Annotated in this window: 19 protein-coding genes and 1 tRNA gene; 14 read left to right on the top strand and 6 right to left on the bottom strand. The window is 34.0% G+C overall.

What is annotated here, in order from left to right; genetic code table 11:
• The first annotated feature begins 350 nt into the window (after positions 1–350).
• The 3 genes from CLOCL_RS20370 to CLOCL_RS20360 all read left to right on the top strand — a co-directional run bounded on the left by CLOCL_RS20370 (position 351) and on the right by CLOCL_RS20360 (position 1797).
• On the top strand, positions 351–1121 hold the full coding sequence (locus CLOCL_RS20370; RefSeq protein ID WP_014257091.1) for a PdaC/SigV domain-containing protein: 771 nt from the start codon (positions 351–353) through the stop codon (positions 1119–1121).
• A gap of 20 nt (positions 1122–1141) precedes the next feature.
• Positions 1142–1525, top strand: a complete 384-nt coding sequence (locus CLOCL_RS20365; RefSeq protein WP_014257090.1) for a hypothetical protein — start codon at positions 1142–1144, stop codon at positions 1523–1525.
• Between the two features lie 180 nt (positions 1526–1705).
• Positions 1706–1797 (top strand) — tRNA-Ser (locus CLOCL_RS20360).
• 602 nt (positions 1798–2399) lie between these two features.
• Here the strand turns inward: CLOCL_RS20360 and CLOCL_RS20355 are convergent.
• Both CLOCL_RS20355 and CLOCL_RS20350 read right to left on the bottom strand, forming a co-directional pair.
• Positions 2400–3149 carry an RDD family protein gene (locus CLOCL_RS20355; protein ID WP_014257089.1) on the bottom strand — a complete coding sequence of 250 codons (750 nt, stop codon included), beginning with the start codon at positions 3147–3149 and terminating at the stop codon, positions 2400–2402.
• A 155-nt stretch (positions 3150–3304) separates the two neighbouring features.
• Positions 3305–4003, bottom strand: coding sequence for an RDD family protein (locus CLOCL_RS20350; protein ID WP_014257088.1), 699 nt, complete (start codon positions 4001–4003; stop codon positions 3305–3307).
• Positions 4004–4525: 522 nt separating this feature from the next.
• On the opposite strand from CLOCL_RS20350, the gene CLOCL_RS20345 reads away from it, so the two are divergent.
• The gene (locus tag CLOCL_RS20345) at positions 4526–7015 is read left to right on the top strand and encodes a rhamnogalacturonan lyase family protein (RefSeq protein ID WP_014257087.1); all 2490 of its coding nucleotides are present in this window, start codon (positions 4526–4528) and stop codon (positions 7013–7015) included.
• Positions 7016–7270: 255 nt separating this feature from the next.
• Here CLOCL_RS20345 and CLOCL_RS20340 read toward each other — a convergent pair whose 3' ends face one another.
• The gene (locus CLOCL_RS20340; RefSeq protein WP_014254049.1) at positions 7271–8662 is read right to left on the bottom strand and encodes an IS4 family transposase; all 1392 of its coding nucleotides are present in this window, start codon (positions 8660–8662) and stop codon (positions 7271–7273) included.
• Positions 8663–8934: 272 nt separating this feature from the next.
• Here CLOCL_RS20340 and CLOCL_RS20335 point away from each other — a divergent pair, with 272 nt between their 5' ends.
• The 7 genes from CLOCL_RS20335 to CLOCL_RS20305 all read left to right on the top strand — a co-directional run bounded on the left by CLOCL_RS20335 (position 8935) and on the right by CLOCL_RS20305 (position 20866).
• Positions 8935–9567, top strand: a complete 633-nt coding sequence (locus tag CLOCL_RS20335) for a polysaccharide deacetylase family protein (RefSeq protein ID WP_014257086.1) — start codon at positions 8935–8937, stop codon at positions 9565–9567.
• Between the two features lie 660 nt (positions 9568–10227).
• Entirely contained in the window at positions 10228–12474 is a 2247-nt protein-coding gene (locus CLOCL_RS20330; protein ID WP_014257085.1) for a cohesin domain-containing protein, read from the top strand.
• Positions 12475–12876: 402 nt separating this feature from the next.
• Positions 12877–13806, top strand: coding sequence for an AAA family ATPase (locus tag CLOCL_RS20325; protein WP_014257084.1), 930 nt, complete (start codon positions 12877–12879; stop codon positions 13804–13806).
• Between the two features lie 285 nt (positions 13807–14091).
• On the top strand, positions 14092–15342 hold the full coding sequence (locus tag CLOCL_RS20320; protein ID WP_014257083.1) for a DUF58 domain-containing protein: 1251 nt from the start codon (positions 14092–14094) through the stop codon (positions 15340–15342).
• Positions 15343–15377: 35 nt separating this feature from the next.
• Positions 15378–17735 (top strand): transglutaminase-like domain-containing protein, encoded by a 2358-nt coding sequence (locus CLOCL_RS20315; RefSeq protein WP_014257082.1) that lies wholly within the window; start codon positions 15378–15380, stop codon positions 17733–17735.
• Between the two features lie 162 nt (positions 17736–17897).
• Entirely contained in the window at positions 17898–18716 is an 819-nt protein-coding gene (gene yabG, locus CLOCL_RS20310) for a sporulation peptidase YabG (protein ID WP_014257081.1), read from the top strand.
• Between the two features lie 185 nt (positions 18717–18901).
• Positions 18902–20866, top strand: coding sequence for a DNA topoisomerase 3 (locus tag CLOCL_RS20305; protein ID WP_014257080.1), 1965 nt, complete (start codon positions 18902–18904; stop codon positions 20864–20866).
• Between the two features lie 163 nt (positions 20867–21029).
• On the opposite strand, the gene CLOCL_RS20300 is transcribed toward CLOCL_RS20305, so the two are convergent.
• The 3 genes from CLOCL_RS20300 to CLOCL_RS20290 form a co-directional block, all read right to left on the bottom strand.
• A complete protein-coding gene (locus tag CLOCL_RS20300; RefSeq protein ID WP_014257079.1) occupies positions 21030–21233 on the bottom strand; it encodes a helix-turn-helix transcriptional regulator in 204 nt (67 codons plus the stop codon).
• On the bottom strand, positions 21234–21638 hold the full coding sequence (locus tag CLOCL_RS20295; RefSeq protein WP_014257078.1) for a hypothetical protein: 405 nt from the start codon (positions 21636–21638) through the stop codon (positions 21234–21236).
• 264 nt (positions 21639–21902) lie between these two features.
• Positions 21903–23174, bottom strand: coding sequence for a M14 family metallopeptidase (locus CLOCL_RS20290; protein ID WP_014257077.1), 1272 nt, complete (start codon positions 23172–23174; stop codon positions 21903–21905).
• A gap of 210 nt (positions 23175–23384) precedes the next feature.
• Here CLOCL_RS20290 and CLOCL_RS20285 point away from each other — a divergent pair, with 210 nt between their 5' ends.
• From CLOCL_RS20285 to CLOCL_RS20275, 3 genes are all read left to right on the top strand, one after another.
• A complete protein-coding gene (locus CLOCL_RS20285; RefSeq protein WP_014257076.1) occupies positions 23385–23582 on the top strand; it encodes a DUF951 domain-containing protein in 198 nt (65 codons plus the stop codon).
• 214 nt (positions 23583–23796) lie between these two features.
• Positions 23797–25017, top strand: coding sequence for a S1C family serine protease (locus tag CLOCL_RS20280; protein ID WP_014257075.1), 1221 nt, complete (start codon positions 23797–23799; stop codon positions 25015–25017).
• A gap of 248 nt (positions 25018–25265) precedes the next feature.
• Positions 25266–25739, top strand: coding sequence for a nucleoside deaminase (locus CLOCL_RS20275; protein WP_014257074.1), 474 nt, complete (start codon positions 25266–25268; stop codon positions 25737–25739).
• The last annotated feature ends 281 nt before the right edge of the window (positions 25740–26020 follow it).

The following is a 26020-nucleotide window of genomic DNA, read 5'->3' as shown; positions in this document are numbered from 1 at the left end:
TTATACATCAAGGATATAAAGTTTTTTATGGCAAAAATTTGTTGCTTTGTTTGATATAGACTTTTTTAGGGTCCTACTTTATGTTAATAAAAGAATGTTGTTTTTATATAAGGCAAAGGACAAATGCTTTATTTTTTAGAAGATAATTAAAAGATGGGATATGTATTACAAGATATTGCATGAAAAACATTAAGAAACACTTTGCCTACGACCCATTATTATGGCATAATATTATTAAATGCATGTTAATGTTACACTTTATATATATTACATATTTTGCTAAGCGGGGGGTGGGTTAATAATTAATTTTTTACCTATAGATAAGTTAATTTTGATTGGGAGGTAGATTAATGAAAAAACTAGTAGTTGCTCTATTAATGCTGGCTTTAGTATTTAGTGGCTGCTCGAATAATGAATCAAAACTAAACAATGACTATGTTATTAAAGAAGTGATTGAGGACAATACTAAAGAAGGATTTGAATCGGTTATCAAATATCCGAAAGTATCTAACATGTATGACTCAGAAATTGAAGCTAAAATAAACGATGCAATTATGGAGAGAATTGAAAAATATAAAGAAGTAGCATTTGGTTTAGGAGAAGCTGTAGATGAAAAATCCGAAGATCAACTTAAAATAGAGCAAGTCTTAAATGTTTCGTATGAAGTTACTTTTAGATCAAAATATGTACTTAGCATTAAACTAATTCTAGAAAATTATATTATAAATTTTGAAGAACCCGACGAGATTATTGATTCCCTTAATTTTGATTTAAGAACCGGATCAAAAATTAATTTGCAGGATGTAATTAAAAATACCAGCAAGCTTAATTCATTATTTTTAACAAAGGTTCAGGAATCAGGGGTAAAGCTTCAGCAAGAAATTAAGTCTATAGAAGCTTCAAGTGGATTTTATATTAAGGAATCGGGATTGGTTTTATTTGTTCAAACTGTTCCATATACAACTCCGGATGTAGGTCCGCTAGAGTTTGAAATACCTTATGAAGATATAAAAAATATTATTAAAAATAAAAAATTTTTTGAAAAAGAACCTGCAAGTGTATCGATGAATGAATATAATAATATCATAAATGAAAGGATAAAATTACAATCGATAGATTAACATCAATGGATAAATTAAAAATGGATTTACTTGAATACAAAATCAAGTTGTTACACACCATTGTTACAGGGATGGAAGGGTATAATCATTCTTTTTTCAGCTTTGTTATTGACCACAACATAACAGAGGAACAGACTGGAATAATTATGAAAGCTTTGACCCTATTAAAAGACAGGTTGACAGATGGTAAAGTGTCGGAAGAAATTGGGGAAGTCATGGAAGGTAACTCCAAACATTTGAAGATGTTAGACAAAGCCGCTTTACCTTCATTTACAGACTTCAAAGAGTTTTCACAGGCACTACTAGGGGATGAAATTAACCCCGAATACCTATTGAAAAGTATTTATATGCAAAACATACATAAAGAGTTGTGCGAATATTTGTTGAAGGATTTAAAAAAGTGATGTGAAACAAAATAAGGGATATGATTAGTATTATAGGATGGGGTTTTTTTACACTTACAAACATATTATAAAGGGTTGACAATCCCCACCCAATCCCTTATAATAGAGTAGTCGCATGGAAAGCAAGGATTTTAGTCATGTTGAAAGTGTCTTGAAAGGTGCGACATATCTACACATTATGGAGAGATGGCTGAGCTGGTCTAAGGCGCACGACTGGAAATCGTGTGTACGTGATGAGCGTACCGAGGGTTCGAATCCCTCTCTCTCCGCCACAATTTATCTGAAAACCCTTGCGTTACAAGGGTTTTCGGTGTTTTTAGTGCAAAAATTTTGAGTGAGTATGCAACACTTTAAGCGAAAAAAGGGGATATCCCACTTCTTTATTCTAGTATTGCCTCTATCAATTTTTTTGTACCTACCCTATTGATTGCTCTTAGCAAATCGTTATGGTACTCTAAAATTGATTCTTTCCAATCTTAGTTGAAAAATTAAGCATAACCATATTAAATAGGCGATATTGGATTGTAAAACTGTTATATTTCAACTAACCTTGGAAAGAACCAAATTTTTATTGACATTTACAATCATGTTCAATACTCATTGTAAATGATATGCTTTGCTAAACTGGAAATTCTTAAGTTCATAATGCTCAAAAGTCTAAGTTCCGAATACAGCAAAATGGCTACTGAAGAACCGAATTTAAATTGGCATTAACAAAGCCTTTACATAGTTTGTAAAGGCTTTAATTGGTGACAAAAATATTAGATTATTGAAACAAGCTATATAAAACACAATAAAAAACAAATTGATTGCATATAATATGTTTTACAATAGTTTATTAAAAAACTAAATAATTATGAAATCTACTTGAGTTCTAAAAAAATACATATAATTTTTGTATATCGGGAAAGAAGTAATAAGCAAAGCTTATACTTACAACTATTGAAATAAGCAATATAAATACTCCAAACAATAAATGGTTAGGCGCTGGTTTGTAATAAGGTTTAGCTAATGGTGTAGGTCTACCGTAGATTTCTTGCGACAAAGCCCTTTGCTCGCTGTACATTCTTAACCCTCTGCTTTTCATTTCTTCAAAAAATTCTTCAAGGGTCATTTCCGGATTGGTTCCGTATTTTTTGCTATTATCTTTAGTAACTACACAAGTATTGGATAATTTGTCATACAGTGACTGCTTTGTTTTGCTGAATGCAGAAAGTATAAATAGAAGTATAGTAAAGGGAGGAATTAAAATTGCTGTGATTTTAAGTAAAGACCTTATTATGATTTTTTGAAAGTTGGATTTGTTGTAACAAACAACTTCTAAGCCTAATATTAATTTGCCCGGCGTAGCAGATAATTTTGAGCTTAAAAAAGAAGTTTCATAAATTAAATATACCAAGCCATAGATTAAATATAATATAATTATATTAAATGCTTGTCCCTTTAAAACGTTTGTTAAAATTTCTGCAGATAATATTCTGTGTAATTCCTCTAACGATGATGTAATACCATTATAACCGCATAGTGCTTTTATAAGGAACAAAATTATCCAGTAAATACTGAGAACTATTAAGAAATCAAAACAGTATGCCCAAAATCTCCTGAACAATTTACTGATATTCATATCTAATCCCCATTTAAAATATAAATTATATATAAATTATTATTTCTGTCACTATCTTTCTATATTTTCTCATATTGTTTATAAAACTGTAGCAATATAAGTCGATTAATTTTATTATATTATAACAGATAATGCAAATTAATACTATACTATTGTTACAAATTAACTATAGTGTAAAAATTTCTAATTTGGTATATAATCACATTTGAATATATTATAATAATAATTATCGATAGAACTAGAACTATGGCCCAGAGTAATGGGGAGCTGAGTATAAAGCTGATACTGGATTTTTTACGATTTCCAAACATTTCTTGAGCTAAAGCTTTTTGCTCGCTATAGGTCTTTATGCCTCTTCTTTTCATTTCTTCGTGAAACTCTGCGCTGTCCATACTACTTGGAATATGCTGACTTCTTCTGTCGAAGTCAACTACAAACGTCTTTGCAAGCAAATCGTGAATAGATTGCTTATTTTCAGTAAAAACTGCTACTAAACCAGATATAATAACGAGACCTGATAACGATTCAATCACTTTTACTGTTGATCTTATAAAACCTTTTAAAAAACTTGGTTTATAGCTAACGATTTCCATATCCAAAATAATTTTACCGGGAGTCGACGATATATTGGAAGTTAAGAAGACAACTTCATAGACTAAATAGATTAAAAAACATAATATATAATAATTGATAAAAAAAGAGAAATCACCTTTTGAGATATTTTCAACAAGAGTTTTAGTGTCAAAAATATTTAAAAATTTTAAAATTAACAATAGGGTACAAACAAAACCGCTAACAATAATAGTGTCAAATAAATAAGCAAAGAATCTTCTTGAAATTTTTGAATAACTCATAAAAATTTTCCTCCAAATTCCAACAAATTAAAGGTTCAGCAAAGGTCGAAAAATGTATTTTAATGACAAAATTATATCAGATTAATATCATCAAATCCATATGATTTGCATCAATTGGTATTACCTTTTTATTCTATCAAAAAGAACACTTTCAATAATAAAAATAAAATTTAAATTGATTATCTATTTTTATTTTCCCTCTGTTTTTATTTGTAAAATAAAAGTATAATAGTTATATACAATATAATTTCAAAAAAGGATCTGTAGCTATTATTGACAACCACTGTTATTATTTCGAACCAAAGTAGCAAAACCAATTTGTGTAAGGAGCTGAACAACTGACTTAGCATGGCTTAAAATCATATTCCTGTATAATATTAAGAATTCTACATCAAAAAGACATGTATCCCAATATACTCATATATAATCTTTCGAAGAATTAAATAAATAGAAAAAATATCTGACTAACAAGATTTAGACATCCATAAGATAATGTTTAAAGTATAAGGGAGGTTTAATTTTATGAAGAGGGCACTGGTAATTTTAATTGTTCTGGGAATTATTTTGAGTTTTTTGCCTTATTCCGGATTTAATGCCGAAGGCTCTCAAATGATTTCAACAAAGTATGGAGATCTCAACGGGGATGGTGAGCGGGATTCTATTGACTTGGCATTAATACGTGCATATCTTATAGGTTTAATTTCTGATTTTCCGGTATCTAACGGTAAAATAGCAGCTGATGTCAATGGAGATAATGATGTTAATTCTATTGACTATGCTTATATGAAGAGCTTTTTGTTAGGGTTTATTTCCGAGTTTCCGGCAGAAAATAACCCCATTGTAACGCCTGAACCTTCAATGGAGGCAATATATCAGGCGGAAGATGCCGTACTTTACAATGCCTTTCTTGAGACTATACATGAAGGTTATACAGGTAGCGGTTATGTGAATTATAATAATGAGTATGGCAGTTATATTGAATGGTATGTAAATGTAACAAAGGCTGGAACCTATAAGTTGACCTTTAGGTATGCAAGTGCCAGTAACGCTAATAGAGCGATGCAAATAATTATAAATAACATTGTTGTTAAGGATGGTATGGATTTTTATCCGACAGGTGCATGGACTGCTTGGGAAGATGCTAGTATAGTGGTAAATCTCAGGCAAGGAACAAATTCAATCAGAGCGTTGGCTATTACAGCAGAAGGAGGACCGAATGTTGACTATTTAAAAATACAAGAAACTTCTGAACCGGTTGTAACTCCTACGCCTACATCAACACGGCCAGGAAATGCAACACCGCCGCCAGGTTACAGACAGATGGAGAAACTGGATAGGGGATTAATAGCCGTAAAAGTAGATAATGGTGTGTTTTTGAGCTGGCGTTTGCTGGGCACAGAACCTTCAAATATAGCATTTAACATATATCGTAACGGTATAAAAGTGAATTCTTCACCCATTACCGGAGCTACAAATTATATTGATACAAATGGCAATATAAATTCAACATATACTGTACGTACAGTAGTAAACGGTCAGGAACAAGAAGAATCAAATACAGTAAGGGTATGGGGACAAAATTATTTACAAATTCCTATAAAGCCACCGGTTAACGGTTATTCGGCAGGAGATTGCAGTGCCGGTGATTTGAACGGAGATGGGCAATACGAAATTGTTGTTAAATGGGAAGGTGCGACACAGGATAATGCAAATGCAGGATATACCGATCCTGTGTACCTTGAAGCCTATACATTACAAGGCAGAAAGTTATGGACTATAAATCTTGGCAAAAATATACGTGCCGGTGCCCATTATACACAGTTCATGGTTTATGATTTGGATGGAGACGGAAAGGCAGAGGTTGCATGTAAAACAGCAGATGGAACTGTAGATGGAAGAGGCGTTGTTATTGGTAATCCAAATGCAGATTATCGTAATTCAAACGGGTACATTTTGTCAGGACCTGAATATCTGACGGTATTTGACGGAGAGACAGGAGCAGCTCTATCAACCGTAAATTACCTTCCTCCAAGAGGTAATGTATCAAATTGGGGAGATAACTATGGGAACAGGGTTGACCGTTTCAGAGCATGTGTAGCTTATCTTGACGGACAACGCCCAAGTCTTATTATGTGCCGTGGATACTATACCAGACAAACAGTGGTAGCGTGGGATTTTAGGGACGGAAAACTTGTACACCGCTGGACCTTTGACAGTGATGATTACGGCAATTCGGCATGGGCAGGACAGGGTAATCACAATCTAAGTGTAGGAGATGTTGACGGAGACGGTTTTGACGAAATTATATTGGGTACTTCGGCTGTAGACCATGATGGTAAGGGTTTATGGTATACTGGATTAGGCCATGGTGATGCGATGCATTTGGCTGATATTGACCCTAACAGGCCAGGACTCGAAGTATGGACATGTCTTGAAGAAGGAAAAGGCGCTGTATTGCTGGATGCGAGAACAGGAAAGCAAATATTCAGATATTATCATACAGGCGATTGCGGCAGAGCGTGTGCAGCTGATATAGTTCCATCTTCACCAGGAATGGAATTGTGGGCAGCAGGTTCACCACTTTATAGTTCTACTGGTAATAATATAGGAAATCGTCCATCTCAAATAAACTTTGCCATTTGGTGGGATGGCGATGAGCTGCGTGAACTTTTGGACGGTACTACCATTACTAAATATAACGGTGGAACACTGCTTTCGGCTGATGGCTGTGCTTCCTGTAACGGTACAAAAGCCACACCATGCTTACAAGCAGATTTATTTGGAGATTGGAGAGAGGAAGTAGTATTTAGGTCTGCAGATAACACTTTCTTACGTATTTATACAACTACAAGTCTTACAAATCGCAGAATTTATACATTGATGCATGATCCGATTTATAGGCTGGGAATAGCATGGCAGAATACGGCATATAATCAGCCGCCTCACACCAGCTTCTTTATAGGCTATGGAATGGCAGAACCGCCAACACCAAAGATTTATACCGTTCCATAGTGGGAATTCTTGGTATTTACAACTACATTATAATATAAAAGTTTTGAGATTAATTATTATTAATGAAAATTATAGAAGGGAAAAGTTTTATGCAAACAAACTTTTCCCTTCTGCAATTATTATTTACATATATGCAGCTTAAAAGCTAAGGTGTATCGAAAAGTGATTTAATTACAGCTATGCAAATGAAGATTTGAGGAATTTACTTATCATCAAGCATTTCTTAATTATTTACGATATAATATAATAATTTAATCAACTTTCGCAGGAAACAACTGATAGCTTTGCCTTGATATGAACAGGCAAACAAGTGACAAAGTAGTTGAGAAACTCGTTGACTGTTTCCTTTGTCAAAAGCAGTTTTTCCTGTAAAGTAGTTTTTAAAGCCTCTATTATAAGCTGCAGTGCCTCATGGAATTTAATGTCCTCAAGTTCATCGCAGCAATAGTAGAACAAAGTACCAATAGTGCGTAAATCAGTATTATTGCGGTTCTCAACCGCTAACATAATGTACCTTGAAAAAACAATAGTTGTATGGGCAACCATCATATCATAAGAACGACCTTGAAATTCCTTAGCCAGCTTAAGGTATGACTTACACATCTTGAAGAATACCTCTATGTCCCAGCGTTTTCCGTATATCCTGATTATCTCTGTTTCGGGAAGACTAGTATCTGTAGATATGAGAGCTAGCCATTTACTCTTGTTTCTTCGGTCACGGACAAAGACAATTTTTGCCGGAATGTGGTTTCCTTCTTTATCGTGTAATTCTACCATAACTGAAGCAAGGTATTTTGATCTTCCTCTACGTTTCCTGACAGTTCGGTATATCTCTCTCAATGATTTTTTTTCACCATTGAAGTTATAGTAAATCTTGGGAGTATCCTTTACCATAGCTATCACATTAAGATTCATCTTACAAATTTTGATAATAGTAGCCGGAAAGGAGAACCAACTGTCAAATAAAACATATTTTGCTTTAATACCGGTAGCAACTGCTTGTTCCAGCATAGACAGAGCAGATTCCGGTGAAGTGGCTAAGGCATTCTGTCGGCGTTTAAAACCAACGGTTCTTTTATCTATAGTATTTTTCGCTGGATTAATGCAAACCCTTGGATTTGTTGAACTTAAAAGGTTGAAGGCCACAGGAATAAATGAATTACCGTCTGTCCAACCAAGTGTAAGCATACGAAAGCCTTTTTTATTCTTATTGCCGTCAGCATGATCTTTGACCCAACTTAAAAGCTCAACTGACTTGCTTCTTGTCCTACTGTAGAAGGAATCGTCAATTACAAAGGCATCAACCCGTTCATCTGACGTTAATCTATCGATATGATGATTTATGACCTTTGCAGAAAGCAAATATAAAAATCTTTGCCAGTTGATATGTATGGAATTTAAGAATCTGTAGACCACATCCCTTGCAAATGGTATATCAAAGCTTTCTGCTTTATAGTTCATAAACAGATTTTTGCCTGTAAAAACAAGTTCAAACAGTACTTTGAATACCGTAAGACAAGGAATACCTTTATCTTTATATGCGTTTGACTTTTTTAACAGATAGCCTACAGAAAACATTTTGAAAAAGTTATCAACTGTCAAAGAAAATCTATTTTCTTCCTTAACCTTCTGTGATACAATAGACATGTTCAAGAACCTCCAAATTGTCGATTTAATAGGGTTTGGGTACTTCTATTATATCACATAGAAGGGGGTTCTTGTACTTTTTTATTGCCCAAATCTATTGATTTTTCAATGTTCAGTGCACATTATTCACGTGCGAAAGTTGATTAATTTATTATATAAAGTAATGAATTATTAACTTTTCATATTGATGTTTCACACTTGACTGGTCTTTTAAAGCAACTTGACAATGCACTTCATCAGTAGAGAAAATAATAAAATCTGGAGGTATAATAATGAGTCAATCCAATAAGAAACTTACAGCATTAACTTTTGATGACGGTCCGGATGTTACTTTGACGGCCCTGGTTCTTGACAAACTGGATAAATTCCAAGTTCCGGCGACTTTTATGGTAGTTGGACAAAGAGTCAATGACTCTACAAGTGATATTATAAAAAGAATTGTTAATTCAGGACACGAAATAGGGAATCATTCATGGGATTATTCAAGTATGGGAGATATGTCGGCAGAAGAAATAAAGGAATCTGTTGGTAAAACTACGGCTGTTATTGAAAAGTATTCAGGGACATCCCCTAAATTTTTCCGTGCACCAAATCTTGTATACAGCCAAACTCTGTATGATAATGTTGATTTGATATTTGCACACGGTATAACTGCAAATGATTGGATACAGACAACTACAGCACAACAAAGAGCAGATGCAATTATAAATCAAGTAAAAGATGGCGCTATAATTTTGTTACATGATGTTCAGCCACTTCCCCATCCGACTCCTGAGGCGTTAGATATAATAATCCCAACACTTCAGGAACAAGGATACGAATTTGTGACATTAACAGAACTGTTTATAAGAAAAGGGGTAGATCTAAATACCGCAAAAGGAAAGGTTTATTCTTTTGTTGGGTAGCATATGTTTTTAATTTATAAAACATAAAAAATAATTAAAGCAATGATTTATCCTAGTAAAAAAGCAACATATTATGTATACTTTTAATTTTATATTAAACAGATAAGTATTTTAAAAGCTTTAAATTTTAAATTATCAAAAATTTTGATTTAATTATGTAAAATTATAAATATCAGTTGGTATAATATTTAAAACGGTATATGGATCCTGTTTTTGGTATTTACAAACTAAAGTATTGAAAATAATACCATAAAGGATATAAAAATATATCGTTTTTTGTTTATAATGATTATAGAATCCTGAATATTATATAAGAAAATAATAATAAATTAACAGAAAATAATGGTATTTAATAATTTATCGGCAATTCTAAAAAAATAGTTATACTTTTAAAATAATGTTAATAGGAAATATTATAAAATTTATATTATAATAAAAATGTAAAGTATGAATATATTCTTATCTAACTAAATTTTTTCTAGCAAAACATCATATCGTGTTGACAAGCAAATCGGCAGTTGTTCTATTCCTATAAGTAGTATAAATCGCAAAATGATACCCAGACGTAGATAAAGCTATTAGTCAGGTTAGTATTTTTGTCTTTAATCCGCAGTTTTGTAACTGTGGTTTAATAAAAATTATTAGTTGGAGGTAGAGCTTATGTATTTATCGAAATTCACAAAATGCATTTCTATTGTATTATGTGCATTAATTCTATGCACTCTGATGCCTTTACAAAAAACAGAAGCAGCTTCAGCAGAATTTACAGCGTATGTTGAATCAGTAACAGCAAATGTGGGACAACAAGTGGTAGTACCGATAAAATTGGCTAATGTACCGTCAAATGGAATAACTACAGCAGATATGACAATAACCTATGACCCAAGCAAACTTGAGTATGTAAACGGGTCAGCTGGAAGTATAGTAATGAATCCTAGTGTAAACTTTGCAATAAACAAAGAAAATAACGGAACAATAAAAATATTGTTCTTAGATGAAACATTGTTGAATGAATACATAAGAGAGGACGGAATATTTGCGAATATAACATTTAAGGTATTGGGTACATCAACAGTAACAATAAGCAAAGCTACTTTCGGTGACAGAACTTTAAAACCAATGACAGCAAAACTGAATGCGGGAACAATAACAATAAATGGTGGGGCAACGACTCAACCAACAACACCACCGACACCTACACCAACAGTTCGTCCGACAACACCACCAACAGTACCACCGACAGTGCCGCCAACAACGCCACCTGTAATAACAGGATTTACAGCATATGTTGAATCAGTAACAGCAAATGCGGGACAACAAGTGGTAGTACCGATAAAATTGGCTAATGTGCCGTCAAATGGAATAACTACAGCAGATATGACAATAATCTATGACCCAAGCAAACTTGAGTATGTAAACGGGTCAGCTGGAAGTATAGTAATGAATCCTAGTGTAAACTTTGCAATAAACAAAGAAGATAACGGAATAATAAAGATATTGTTCTTAGATGAAACATTGTTGAATGAATACATAAGAGAGGACGGAATATTTGCGAACATAACATTTAAGGCATTAGGTACATCAACAGTAACAATAAGCAAAGCTACTTTCGGTGACAGAACTTTAAAGCCGATGACAGCAAAACTGAATGCGGGAACAGTAACAGTAAATGGTGGGGCAACGACTCAACCGACAACACCACCGACACCTACACCAACAGTTCGCCCGACAACACCACCAACAGTACCACCGACAGTGCCGCCAACAATACCACCTGTAATAACAGGATTTACAGCGTATGTTGAATCAGTAACAGCAAATGCGGGACAACAAGTGGTAGTACCGATAAAATTGGCTAATGTACCGTCAAATGGAATAACTACAGCAGATATGACAATAATCTATGACCCAAGCAAACTTGAGTATGTAAACGGGTCAGCTGGAAGTATAATAATGAATCCTAGTGTAAACTTTGCAATACACAAAGAAAATAACGGAACAATAAAAATATTGTTCTTAGATGAAACATTGTTGAATGAATACATAAGAGAGGACGGAATATTTGCAAATATAACATTTAAGGCATTAGGTACATCAACAGTAACAATAAGCAAAGCTACTTTCGGTGACAGAACTTTAAAACCAATGACAGTAAAACTGAATGCGGGAACAGTAACAGTAAATGGTGGGGCAACGACTCAACCGACAACATCACCGACACCTACACCGACACCAACACTAACTCCGCCGCCTCAATCAGGAAACTTTTCGGTAAATTATACACAGAGCGATTGGGGAACTGGTGCTACAGTTAGTATGACTATAACCAATAACGGTTCTACAGCAGTAAATGGCTGGACAGTTAGATTTAACTTTGACGGAAACCAAAAAATAACGAACGCATGGAATTGTAGCTTTACACAAAACGGAAATTCTATTGTATTGACAAATGTAGATTACAACGCTACTATACCGGCAGGCGGTTCAGTGACAATCGGATTTAATATTTCATATACCGGAACAAATAAAGCACCTACAAACTTTATTGTTAATGCTACATCATCCGGTGGAACAGACAATCCGGTTCCGACACCTCCGCCATCGCAAAATAATAATTGTTCAGTAACATATACACATAATGATTGGGGATCTGGTGCTACAGTAAGTATTACAATAAAAAATAATGGTTCTACAGCAGTAAATGGCTGGACAGTTAACTTTACCTATGCAGGTAATCAGAAAATAACAAACGCATGGAATTGTAGTTATACTCAGAACGGTAATTCAGTTACACTTAAGAATGTCGATTATAATAGTACAATACCTGCAGGAGGAACAATAACAATTGGATTTAACATAACTTATAGCGGAACTAATTCTATACCTACAAATATTACTGTTAATTAATATAGATTAAATCCAAAAAAACATTAAACTTATTGCGGGGGAAGATTTATGAACTTCCCCCGTCTTTCTTAGCTGGAACATTTGAAAACCTTATGGACGTTAAAGAGTCCATAAGGTTTTGCTTTTGTAGTTTTAAAAAGAGTCAGGTAAAATAATAGGAAGAATTCTTGTAAAGCAGTGCCTTTCTATAATATAATATTTTTATAATCGTTATTTTAAGAAATTTCAAATACCTTTGTTTTTTTATTATTGTATGGAATATTTACCTTTTAAGTTTTAAATTTGCATTTCAATATCTTTTTCATGATGTAAAGTTTTGAAAAGTTAGTTTATTTCTTTTAGAAGAGTTTTGATTTTTATTTTTAGAAATTATAAATTAAAACATTTTTCTGGGGTGTACATATGAATAATGTAATTGAGGTTCTTATTGAAAATGTAGAAAAAGTCATTGTGGGAAAGAGATCTGTTATAGAACTTATTCTGGTAGCTCTACTTAGTGATGGGCATGTGCTTATTGAAGATGTGCCCGGAGTGGGCAAAACACAAATTGTTGCTACGCTTGCTCGTTCGGTCAATGGCATATTTAACAGGGTTCAGTTTACACCGGACTTGATGCCGTCAGATATAATGGGGTTTTCTATGTTTAATCCTGCTACCCGTGAATTTGAATATAGAAAAGGAGCTGCTATGTGTAACTTCCTTTTAGCCGATGAAATAAACAGGACTTCTCCGAAAACCCAATCCAGTCTTCTCGAGATAATGGAAGAAAACCAGGTTACGGTGGATGGAAAAACTTATCAGTTACCTAAGCCGTTTATGGTACTTGCAACACAGAATCCAGTTGAAAGTTTTGGAACCTATCCATTGCCAGAAGCTCAAATGGATAGATTCTTTTTAAAACTGTCCATAGGATACCCTGGAAAGAATGAAGAAAAATTGATTTTGGACAGGTTTGGCAGTGAAAATCCATTAAATAAGCTGAAACCTGTTACAAATACTGATGAACTTTTAGAACTTCAAAATCAAGTAAAGGAAGTTAAAGTGGAAGATTGTATAAAGGAATATATTGTAAATATTGTTGAAGCTACAAGAAATAGTCAGCATGTAGTCTTAGGTGGCAGTCCGAGAGCAAGTTTGAATTTATACAGAGCATCAAAGGCTTGGGCTTTTATCAGGGGAAGAGAATATGTAATTCCTGACGATATCCAAGCAATGGCAGTCCCGGTTTTGGCCCACAGAATTATCATGAATTCAGGTGCTAAAATGAAAAGCATTACGGCAGAGAATGTTGTAAATGAAGCAATTATGAAAGTTAAAGTGCCAACCTTTTGATTGATAGTTTACTGTGATTGAGTTAGAGGATTATAGCAGAAAAGTGTTTAAAAAATCAATCTTTCATTTTTGAGGAAATGAATATAGATTATGTAATAAAAGCTTTATAGTGATATTATATAAATTTGTTCATTAGTTTGAACTACCAAAATATATAGGTTTATTAAGAATAGCTTTAATATGACAAATGCGTAAAGGGAAAGCTGTATGATAAGTTGGATTTTGTTTTTCACAATGGTAGTTTTTATGTATTTATATTCTTATATTTTAGGTGGAGAAACAAGTATGGTTATGACATATATGCTTCTCTTTTCACCTATTGTTTCAGGTCTTTTAGTTATTCCATTCAGAAAAAAAGTTTTGGTTTATGTTGATATACCATTCTATGAAGTTGAAAAAGGCGGGGTAGTAAGGGTTAATGTCCGGTTGGAAAATAAATCCTTCATGCCATTCCCTTTTATAAGTCTGGAGTTTTGTGAAGCGGTTAACTTTAAAATATCTGAGACATATAATAAAATCATTTCTTTAGGGCCTTTTGAAAAGAAGGTTATAAGTGTGGAATATACAGCTATAAGCAGAGGAGTATCGAAAATTGGTATAAGCGATGTGTGCCTTAAGGACTATATAAATCTTTTTAAGTTGTCAATATTAAAAAATAGCAATGAAGATAGATTTGCTGTGGAAGTAACGGTTTTGCCAAGGTTAGTAAATTTAAAGCCAACCAGTAAAATATTATTAGGATCGGAAGCATCAATCAGGCAAGAAGATTTGAGTTCACCGTCTATGAATTTACTTAACTGGAATGGGGAACCAGGTTATGAGTTCAGAGAGTATATGCCGGGTGATCCGCTTCATAAAATACACTGGAAACTTTCCGCCAGAAGCGAAACACTTATGGTTAGGAAGGATGAGGGTAGAGGAATATCAAAGAAGAGGCTTATTTTAGACCCATATATAAAGACAGAGCAAAAAAAGCAAACTGTTAATGTGATTTATCATCTGCTATTAGGGGTGCCTCCGATACACACTGTAAAAAATAGTGACAATAAGGATGAGGACAGATTAAAATTAGAAGAGAAAATTTTAGAAACTCTTCTTGCAGTAGCACATACATCGGTTAAAATCGGGAGAGAAGTTGAGCTATGGTTATTTGAGGGAGGCAAGTGGAATAAGTATGAGATAAATGATGGTAAGACCATTAACGAAATTCAGTACAGACTTGCATCTTATAAATTTGAAAAGCTACCTGTTTCAGATTTTTCGAAGCGTTTGCCGTTAAACGAAGTTGTTGGAAATGAAGAAAAAAATCGATACCTAAAAGGCACTGAATCAATGGTTTTTACTGGGAATTATGATAATGCTCTATATAAAGCTGTCGAAAATTTTGCAGAGTACGGTATAGTAGTGGATACAGTCTTGGTAGATAACTATCATTCTAATATCCGTGGCCATAATGCAGAAGGAAGCTTCATTAATCAACAAGGCAATTACTGGGTATTGGGAGTTGATGAGGATATAAGTGAAGCTTTTTTATAATAGTTTAAATGTCATTGTGTTGGGGGTGAAATTATATGAAAAAACTCTTGACAGAATTAAACGATCAAAGACTTTCTCTCCTGTTCTCTATTATGCTGACTTATTGGGCAATGACTTCCTTTTTCGGAAGACCTGTAATAGATATATTAGTTATTATTGCAGTTGTTAATACTGTTCTTTATATATGCTATATTTTTTTAAAAAAGCAAGGTGTATCCGGAGGAATACTTTTTGTACTTGGTTCGGTAGTGTATTTTATTGGTGTTCGAGTTATGATTCTTTTTTCGGGGAAGTCAGTTCTGGCTTATTTTATATGGCTTATTGTATCAAATCCCGAAAATGTTCAAGTTGTGCCGGCCTTTTGGTTTGCTACCATATTTATAGCATCTTACGGTTTTTCTTCAACAGTTTACTATTTTACTAATATACATTACAGAATACCGGTTCTTTTGCTCATTGGTGCGATACCTTTTATGCTTCAGTCAGCTAAAACTGACAGTGATATTACATTGCCCTTTATACTTTTTGGAATTTTATTTTTCTGGTTATATATAGAGCATACAGTAAGGGATAATAGCATGCTAAACAAAGGATTTCATATAAACAATCCTTGGTACATACTTTCTGCTTCTGTTTTTATCGGATTGATTTTATCATTGAGTTTGGTTACTCCAAAACCTGAAATAATACCTAAAATTGCCTATATCAATCAGGCAATAAACGAGACAGTACAAAATCTTACACAGGCAAACGGACAGAATATCAACAATACAAACTTGCCCAGTATATTTAATACAATGGGAATAAAGAATCAAAGTGTTCTTAATTCAGTTACCCCTCCTTTGGGTGACAGGGTGCTTTTTGAAGTGGAAGCTATTGAACCTCTCTATTTTAAAGTTCAGAGCTGGAATAAATATATAGACAACCGATGGATAAAAGGAAATGAGAAACTTAGTGAAAAAAAGGATATTCGGGATATAAAAAACAGCTACTATAAGTTCTCAGTACTGCAGGAATTGGTTCAGCGTATGGAGAAAAACGGCCTTCTTCCATTGGAATATTCAAAAATCAATAAAAATTCTGAAAGCACTGTTGAGTCCTTTATAATGAGGCAAGCCTCTATATATACAAATGAAGTACCAATGGAGACACTGCTAAATCCACCGGGAACGGTTGAAATCCGTTTGCCCAATAAACCTAATTTAGCTGTATATATTAATGACCGTTCTGAATGCTACATAGAAAATGGACAAAGACCTTATTTATATGAATATTATGTTATTGATTATTATAGCCAGAATTTGTCTCACTCGTCTTTTGGATATAATATGATAAGGCATTTAAATAAAGAATTTGTTTCTGAAATTTTTGATTTAAATAAATATAAAGTTGGAGAAAGGGATGAAGAATTATCTGATGGTTTATTAGTTATAGATTCCAAAACGAAAGAAATAATAGAAGAAGCCATAGAGGAGATGAATAGTGCGTATAAAAATTATACAGAACTTCCGGATAATATATCTCAAAGAATTTATGATCTTGCAAATAGTATAACAGAAGGTCTTAACAGTGATTACGATAAAGCTGAGGCTATAGCTAATTTCTTTCATACATCCGGATTTAAGTATAATTTGACACCTCCTAAAATGCCAAAAGGTAAAGAATACAATGACTACTTTATATTTGAAAGCAAAAGAGGTATATGTGTTCACTTCGCATCGGCAATGGTAATCCTTGCAAGAGCGGCAGGGTTACCTGCACGATATGTTGAAGGTTTTGTTGCTAATGAGTGGGATCCGGAAAGGGATAAATACCTTATAAGGGAAAAAGATGCTCATGCTTTCCCTGAAGTGTATATTTCAGGATACGGGTGGATGGTCTTTGAACCTACAGTGGGAAGAGATGGATCGAACAGCGGATTTTATGCATTTTTTGAAACGCTGTTTAAAAAGATAGAGAGTTTAGCAGTGGGGATTTGGAACTTTGTGGTTATTATGCCCCTTTGGGTTAAAATGCTGTTTGTACCCTATATAATTTTCCTTTTATTTATGTCAATTTGGTTGTTTTTCCGCATCAGAAGAGATATTTGGAGGAAGAAAGTTTTAAACAATGAAAAAAGTAAAGCAATTTCAATGATATTTTCAAAAATTTCAAATTTATTAAATAAAATTGATCTCGGAATTGAAAAGCATGAAACACCGTCGGTCTATGCTGCCAGAGTGCTTGAAGGCAGTGGATTAGATTTATTGGAATTTGTTGATAACTTTAACAAATATAAATATGGAGGCTTAGAACCTGATGAAAAGACAATTTTAAGTGCTATGGAAAAATATGAAGAAACAAGACGGGTTGTTAAAATGAAAATCGGAAAATTGAAATCATGGTTAGTGTAAGTTGCTTCAAAAACAATTAATTAGATATTACAGTGTTAAGATGCGTTTCAAAGAAAATAGGTCTATTGAAAGGAAGATTGACAAAATAAATAAGTGGTCCAAGCCCGTAAAAAGAAGTTATGCATATTATGTAATGTAAACTTCTTTACAGGAGGACCAAATATGAACGATATAAAAATTGGGGATATTGTAGCCCGTAAATCCTATGGTCAAGATATTTATTTCACTGTTGTTGATATTGTTAACAAAAATGGTGCAAAACCTGTATACGTTTTAAGGGGATTATTCTATAGAATAGAAGCAGATTCAAGCCCTGAGGATTTAATAAAGCAAGATTACAAAAATGTCCAGATGAATATACAGCGAGCTATACTGAATGTAAAAAGAAATATTTACAGGCACGGGTATGCAAACAGATTGTTTTGGCTGAACAGATTAAGACAAAGGCCAGGAAAAATACTTCAACTGGATTCGAGCGAAAAGTTTTTAAACATGTGTAAAAATAACTATAAAGAAGCCGGTATAAATGTAGTTGGGATAGTGGCAGAGGAAAGGGAACAGCCAAATTTGGTAGTACGTGCTTTGAAAGACTACAAACCCGATATATTGATTTTAACCGGGCATGACGGCATTAAGAAGAAAAGCGGCAATCTTAAATCTATTGAAAACTATAGAAATTCAAAATATTTTATTCAGGCTGTGAAGCTGGCAAGGGAATATGAGAGCAATTTTGACAAGTTATGCATATTTGCTGGGGCATGTCAATCATATTTTGAGGCAATTATGGCCGCGGGAGCCAATTTTGCCAGTTCACCCGGAAGGATAAATATAAATGCTTTGGATCCTGCGATTGTGTGCGAAAAAGTTGCCCTTACCGATGAAAATAGATATGTATCACCCCAAGAGGTTGCCAAATTGACAATTTCAGGGGAGAAAGGCATAGGCGGAATCAGAACAAAGGGACATTTGAAGCGATTATGATTATTATGAAATTATTACTAATAGGTGGAGTTCATAGGACTCCACCTATTATGCCGACCGTAATAAGTGTATATATAAAGGGATGTTGAAAGATACATCCTTTTTTCGGTCTATTGAAGATTAGTAGGGAATACGATACAATGATTCAGAGAATATACTAACAGATAAGCTAAGAGGTAGATATCTTGGGTAAAAACTTATATATAACGGAAAAACCTTCAGTTGCGGCAAGTTTTGCTGCAGTATTGGGTGTAAATATTTCAAAAAGTGACAGAACCAGAGGCTATGCAGAGTCGAAGGATTCTGTTGTTACCTGGTGTTTTGGACATCTTATAACATTGGCATTGCCAGATGCCTATAATGATGCGTATAAGGAGTGGAAAGTTGAACATTTGCCGATAATTCCTGAAGAATATAAATATGTAGTAATTGACGATGAGGGGATTAAAAAGCAGTTTGAAACGGTAAAAAGTCTTATGCTCAGAGAGGATATTGATTATATATATGCTTGCACCGACAGTGGAAGAGAAGGAGAATATATTTTCAGGCTTGTATATGAACATAGTGGGACTACCAAGCCGGCTAAAAGGGTATGGATATCATCCCAGACTGAAGAGGCAATAAAAGAAGGCATTAAAAATGCAAAGGATATTTCGCATTATGATTCCCTTGCACAGGCTGCCTATAGCAGGGCTAAAGAAGATTGGCTGTTCGGTATGAATTTCAGTAGGATATATACATGCCTTTATGGAAGACATTTATCAGCCCTGCTGAAAGAAAGCAGGTCATCGGTTATTGCCATAGGTAGGGTTATGACCTGTGTATTGGGGCTTGTAACAGATAGGGAAAAAGAGATCAGAAACTTTGTACCCAAAACCCATTATGGAATTACTGCCAATTTTATATCTATGGATAATAAAATTGAATATAAAGGTAAGTGGGTACCGGAGAAAAGTAAAATAATCAAATTCGCTGATGATGCCCAAGATGAAGAAAGGTATATAAGTAAACAGGAAGCGGAAGAGGTAATTGAGAAGCTGAAAGGCAAAGAGGGCAAAGTAAAAAAGGTAGAGATAAAAAGTAAGAATGAACAACCGCCTTTGCTTTTTAATCTTGCTGAGCTTCAGTCGGAGGCAAATAAAAAATTCAAACTTCCTGTGGACAAGACTTTGGAGACTGCACAAAGTTTATATGAGAAAAAATTGATAACTTATCCGAGAACTGACTGCAGAGTATTGTCAACGGATGTTGTAGGAGAGCTGCCGAAAGTATTGAATGGGCTATACATGAATCCTGAATATAAAGGTTTTGTTTCAAGGATAAAGGATTTTGGCGAATTAAAGATTACAAAGTCTACAAAAAGATATGTTGACGATTCTAAGGTGACAGATCACTATGCATTGATACCTACCTATGTTACTGCAGACTTGAACAGATTGAGTGAAAATGAGAGAAAAATATATAATCTGATTGTAAAAAGGTTTTTGGCTATATTTTATCCTCCAGCTGTATATAATACCGTTAAAGTTGAGACGGAAATTGATGGAGAGGTATTTGTTACAAGTTCCAGAACATTAAAAGAAGCCGGATGGAAGGAAGTTTACGAAGTAAGCAAGTCAAAAGATGAAGAGGATTTGACGGAAGTGCCTATACATTTGCTTTCCAAAAATGAAGGGTGTGAGACAAAGAACTTTGAACTGGAGGAAAAAGAAACAAAGCCGCCACCCAGATATACTGCAGGATCCCTTATAATAACTATGGAAAAGGCGGGAAAGTTTATTGAAGATGAAGAGCTTCGGGAACAGATAAAGACTTGCGGTATTGGTACTTCTGCAACAAGGGCAGGTATTATTAAGAAGCTCAAAGATATTGGGTATATAAATATAGACTCTAAAACACAGGTTGTGACTCCTACTTTAAAAGGAGAAGCAATAGTAGAATTGGTGAGAAGGACGGCTAAGGAACTTTTAAGCCCATCCCTTACTGCAAGCTGGGAAAAGGGACTTGCCATGATTGAAAACAAAGAAACTACTCAGGAGATTTTTGAAAAAAAACTTTGCGACTATATTAACAAGACTATTCAAAAGGTTAAAAAGAGTAACAGCGATAATAGTATTAATTTGATCAGAATGTTTAAAGATGTAATTTAGAATGGTTTAATATCAAGAAAGGCTATAATTTATTTCAAATTTTTATAAAGTTACTAAGTAGGATTATAAATTCTATTATCTTGGAAGCGGTAGTGTATTAAAAATTCGGCAAGCCTAGTATATACTGAGGCAATTGCCGAATATATTTTTTAGTATGTCAAAATTAGTCTTCAAACTCAAATAATTCTTCCACTGTAACATTAAAAACTTTTGCTATATCCATTGCCAATTTTAAGGAAGGATTATATTTTCCGTTTTCAAGATGAACAATTGTCTCGCGTCTGACATTTACCAATTCTGCCAGTTCACTTTGTTTAATATTATGCAACAATCTGTATTCCCTAATTTTCGTCTTAAGTTTACTCATTTACACCATCCTTGTGTCTAAAATATAAAATGCAATAGCACGTATTATGGACAATATCAGGATACTTCCTACTGTAAAATAACCAAGAACAACAGTGGACAATTCAAAAGCAGAATTTATCAAGGCAATGATAATAAAAAGCAAATAACTTATTCTTAAACAAAAGGAATCCACTTTCATTATATTGTGTTTTGCAAATTCATCTTCTAAGTCTCTATTGTTCTTTCCAAAGATTAAAAAGAACAAAAAGACTCCGAAAAATCCGAAAACAATATTCTGGATGGCTATAAAATTAATGTGAAAATCATATCTCGTTATCATCCAATAATACATTACTAAAACTATGGCAGGGAGAACTTTTATAAACATCCATGTTCTCAAATTTAATTTTTTTGGGGTTTTCATAATATTGCCTCCTTTTAATGTATTTAATTTTAATTATTAATTATCCATGCGAAACAAGTAATGAATTATTGTGATAAATATTATGAAGGTTTTGTGTGTTATAAATATATAACATTTGTATGTTATAAATATATCACATTATTTTTTGGTTGTCAACTTGTGATATTTTAAAATTTAAGAATAAAATTAAAATCACAGAATTGAACAAAAAAAGTCCATTGTTTTATTAATGGACTTTTTATACTGCCTTTTCACAGTTTTTTCTTACAGTAGAGGAGCAAGCAGCAAAATTTCTTCATTGTCATTGTAAATTGTGTTGAATTGAGATATGGGCAGAGGGTTTTTGCCTAACCCTACCTCAATTGTAAAGCCCGGTCGTCTGTATTCTTTTATAAACCAGTCTTTATAACCAGCGTAGGCAGCCACAATTGGTACATCAGCCACGGCATAACCGCTGACTCTTGAGAATATGTTGGCAATGGTCAATGACACCTGTGGTGCAAGGTTGAGATAGTTCCAATATATCACCTTGCCCTGAGAATGGTAAGCAAGGACCATCCTGAAGTTATGTTGTCTTGTAAAGTTTACCATGGCATACGATTCCGGTTCGGATAGAGGACTTGGGCCACCATATCTTGTGGGACCGGGTCCATATATACCTAAAGAAGCTTCCTGAGCTTTTGCTTCTTCCCAGCTGGCAGGATAGTTGCGGTTTAAGTCAACACCCCTTATATTGGCATTCCAAACCTCTGAAAAGGGTTGGCCTGTTTGGTTCCATTGAAGCAGATTATTATAATATGGGTTTGAAGGAGATAAGCCGTTTAAAACCAGGTCTACACCATCAGGGTTTACCATTGGAACTATATATATGCTGCTTTGATTCCAGATATCCCTGATATTATAGCCACGTATCGTTTTTCCTGTTGCATAAGCCTTAAGAAAATTTTCGGCAAATTTCATTAGAAGAGGTGATGTAATCCATTCAAGGGAGTGATGGGCAGCATTATATGATACTTCCCTTGTTCCTCTGCCAAGACGTAAATAATATAGGTTCCTTCCAAGGACACTTTTACCTATGGTTCCTATCTCTAAAAAAGGATATCTTGCCTTAAGACCGAAGATATTTCTTTCCATGATATCGTAAGTATAATCGATGTCGGTAAATACGATATCTATACCATAGGGTACAACCAATCTTTGACCTATGTATATTAAATTGGGGGTTATTTGTGGATTGGCAGTGATAATTGCTTCGGCAGTTGTGTAAAATTTACGTGCAATATTGTATATAGTATCGCCGCGTTGGACATAGTAAATGCTATAACCGTTTAGCAGTACTTGAAAGGCCTGCCAGGTTGAATCTTCAACAATACCGCTGGCCAACAGATTGTTGTTTCTTTGAAATGCAATTACTGCCTGCTGGGTTTTAGGGCCATAAATTCCGTCTATAGGGCCTGGATTATATCCTATTTTTGAGAGCAGACTTTGAATCAATTTTACATCCGGGCCTCTTGAGCCTAATTTGAGGATTTTCATGTGAACACCTTCTTTTCACAAATATACGTATACTATATTGTATTAGCGTAAGCTGCGATTGGTTATAGAAATTGTAATGGTTTACAACTTACATAAGTGTTTGAACATTAGATGCGTTGTGGCTTGAATTAATTACTGGACAAAATTATACTAGTATAAAAGATATTGTTTTTTATCTTTTGGTATATGGTGATGGGAGGAGGCAGTAAAATGGAACACAAGTTTGTTATCGGAGATATTGTCGAACTGAAAAAACAGCATCCCTGTGGCAGTAAAGAATGGGAAGTAACTAGGGTTGGAGCCGATTTTAAAATAAAGTGCTTGGGTTGCAAACATCAAGTTATGATACCTAGGACTAAGTTTGAAAAAAGTGTAAAAAAGATTATCAAGTCAGTTGCTGGTGAATGAATGCTTAAACATATCATATTAAGTATTTAAATTTTATGAGAGAGTTTAATGTATTTCTGTTACATATGCAAACAATAATTCTTGATTTTGGTACTTTAAAATTCCACTGTGTTATATACATATTGAAAAAGTTATTTTTGGAAATTCCCACATGTGAATCCTTTTATAGTTTTTTTGAAATAATAAAAAATATAAACTATAAAGGGATGATAATATGTTTGAGGACAGAAACAAAGCAAAAAGAAAAGTTATCAAGTCAGTTTTAATTTCAATGGCTGTTTCTTTAGGTATTGGTATACCGGTGTTTCTTTTTGCTTCAAATTATATTGTGCGAGATATCGAACAGGATCCTCGGGTGGGAGGAACAGAAAGAAATGCTGTACCACGACAGATTTCATATGCCCAAACTCCTGAACCTAATGATGTTGCGCAGGGTAATGCTGCACAAAATAATAATACATTAGAAAATACTGAACGAGAGTATACAATACAGGAGATTGTTAAATCGGTGATGCCCGGAGTTGTCGGTATATCGGTTTTAAAGGTGGATGGAAATTCAATTTTTGACAGAAATACAGAAAGTTGGGGTGTAGGTTCAGGGGTAATTGTAAGCACTAATGGATATATTCTTACCAATCACCATGTGGCAGGGGGTAAGAATAAAAGGATTATAGTATCTTTGGAAGATGGAAGAAATATAGACGGAACAACAGTTTGGTCAGATCCGGTTTTGGACCTTGCAATTGTTAAAGTAAATGCTACCGGACTTCAGCCCATACCGCTAGGTGACGCAAATGCGCTTGTTGTAGGTGAGCCGGCAATAGCTATTGGAAATCCGTTAGGGCTTCAGTTCCAAAGAACTGTAACATCCGGTATAATAAGCGCTCTTAATAGGACAATAGAAATTGAAACAGAGGGCGGTATAAATTATATGGAAGACCTTATCCAGACCGATGCCAGCATAAATCCGGGAAACAGCGGAGGTCCATTGATAAATTCAAAGGGACAGGTTGTGGGTATAAATACAGTAAAGGTTACTAGTGCCGAAGGTATCGGATTTGCTGTTCCGATAAATATTGCAGTTCCTATCATAAATCAATTTATAGAAAACGGTGAGTTTGTTGAACCCTATTTAGGGGTATTTGCATATGATAAAGAGGTAGTCCTGTACATTGATTCAACCAAAAAATTGGATAAAGGTGTTTATATTGCAAAAATTGATGAAAATGGGCCTGCTTTTAAAAGCGGACTGCGTGTAGGGTGTATAATAAAGGAGGTAGACGGAAAGGAAGTAAACACAATGATGCAGCTTAGGACATACATTTATTCCAAAAAACCGGGAGATATAATAAATATAACTTGTCAAGATGAAACTACCCGAAGTATTCCATTGAAACTGGGAGTAAAAGAAAGAGATGGACTTGTTACGAGATAGTTTAAATTAAAAATTTGAGTCAATAATCTGAGCCTCGTTCTATCTAATTTTACAGCGAGGCTTTTTGAATTTTGGGAAGAATTCTGTGAATTAAAGGATTTTTTTAGATAAGAGTGAGACTGTTTTATGATAATTATTTCTGCTTATCAATAGAATAGTTGTTAATTTTTTCATGTTATTTTGATTAAATTTATGTTAATATTAATTGTAGCATTATTAAAATAATCAAGTTAGTAGAGGATGTGCTTATGAGGGAAAATGAGCAGTTTATGAAAATCGCTGCCCAAGAAGCAATGGATGGTGTAAAAAAAGGTCATGGGGGTCCCTTTGGAGCAGTTATAGTTAAGGATAACCAAATAATTGCAAGAGCCCATAATGAAGTTATTAAAAATAATGATCCCACTGACCATGCCGAAATGATTGCAATAAGGTGTGCAGCAAAAAAATTGGGTAGGTTTGATCTTTCTGATTGTGAGTTGTATACTTCCTGTGAGCCTTGTCCTATGTGCCTTTCCGCAATTCATTGGGCCAAGATTAAAAAGGTTTATTATGGCTGTACCAGGGATGATGCTGCAGGAATAGGATTTGACGATAAATATATTTATGATGTGATAAAAGGGACGGCAGAGCATAAAAAGGTTATCCTTGAACAAATAGAAAGAGACTCATGTATTAAAGCATTTATTGAATGGAAGGATAAAGAAGATAAAGTTCAATATTAGAATTTATCAAAACTCTGATTTCAGAGTTTTTTATTTGCCTTATTTTTATAAAGAACTTTAAACTTTCTCTCTGTACAGATTAATTATCGGATGGTACTGAACTTAATTTGTGGAAAAATGTTGAAAAACATAGAAATATAGTATATAATATAAACAGATAATTTTTCTTTGCTGTTTATCTTTAAAAGACCAAAGAAAAATTGATTATATTAATACCGCAAATCAAGGGTAGTAACCGAGGGGAAATCAAATGAAATATATTCTTTTGGCCTTATTTTTTT

The organism is Acetivibrio clariflavus DSM 19732 (genome assembly GCF_000237085.1).
GTDB lineage: Bacteria > Bacillota > Clostridia > Acetivibrionales > Acetivibrionaceae > Acetivibrio > Acetivibrio clariflavus.
Note: the sequence above shows the minus strand (reverse complement) of the source record. Positions and strands in the feature narration are given on the sequence as shown.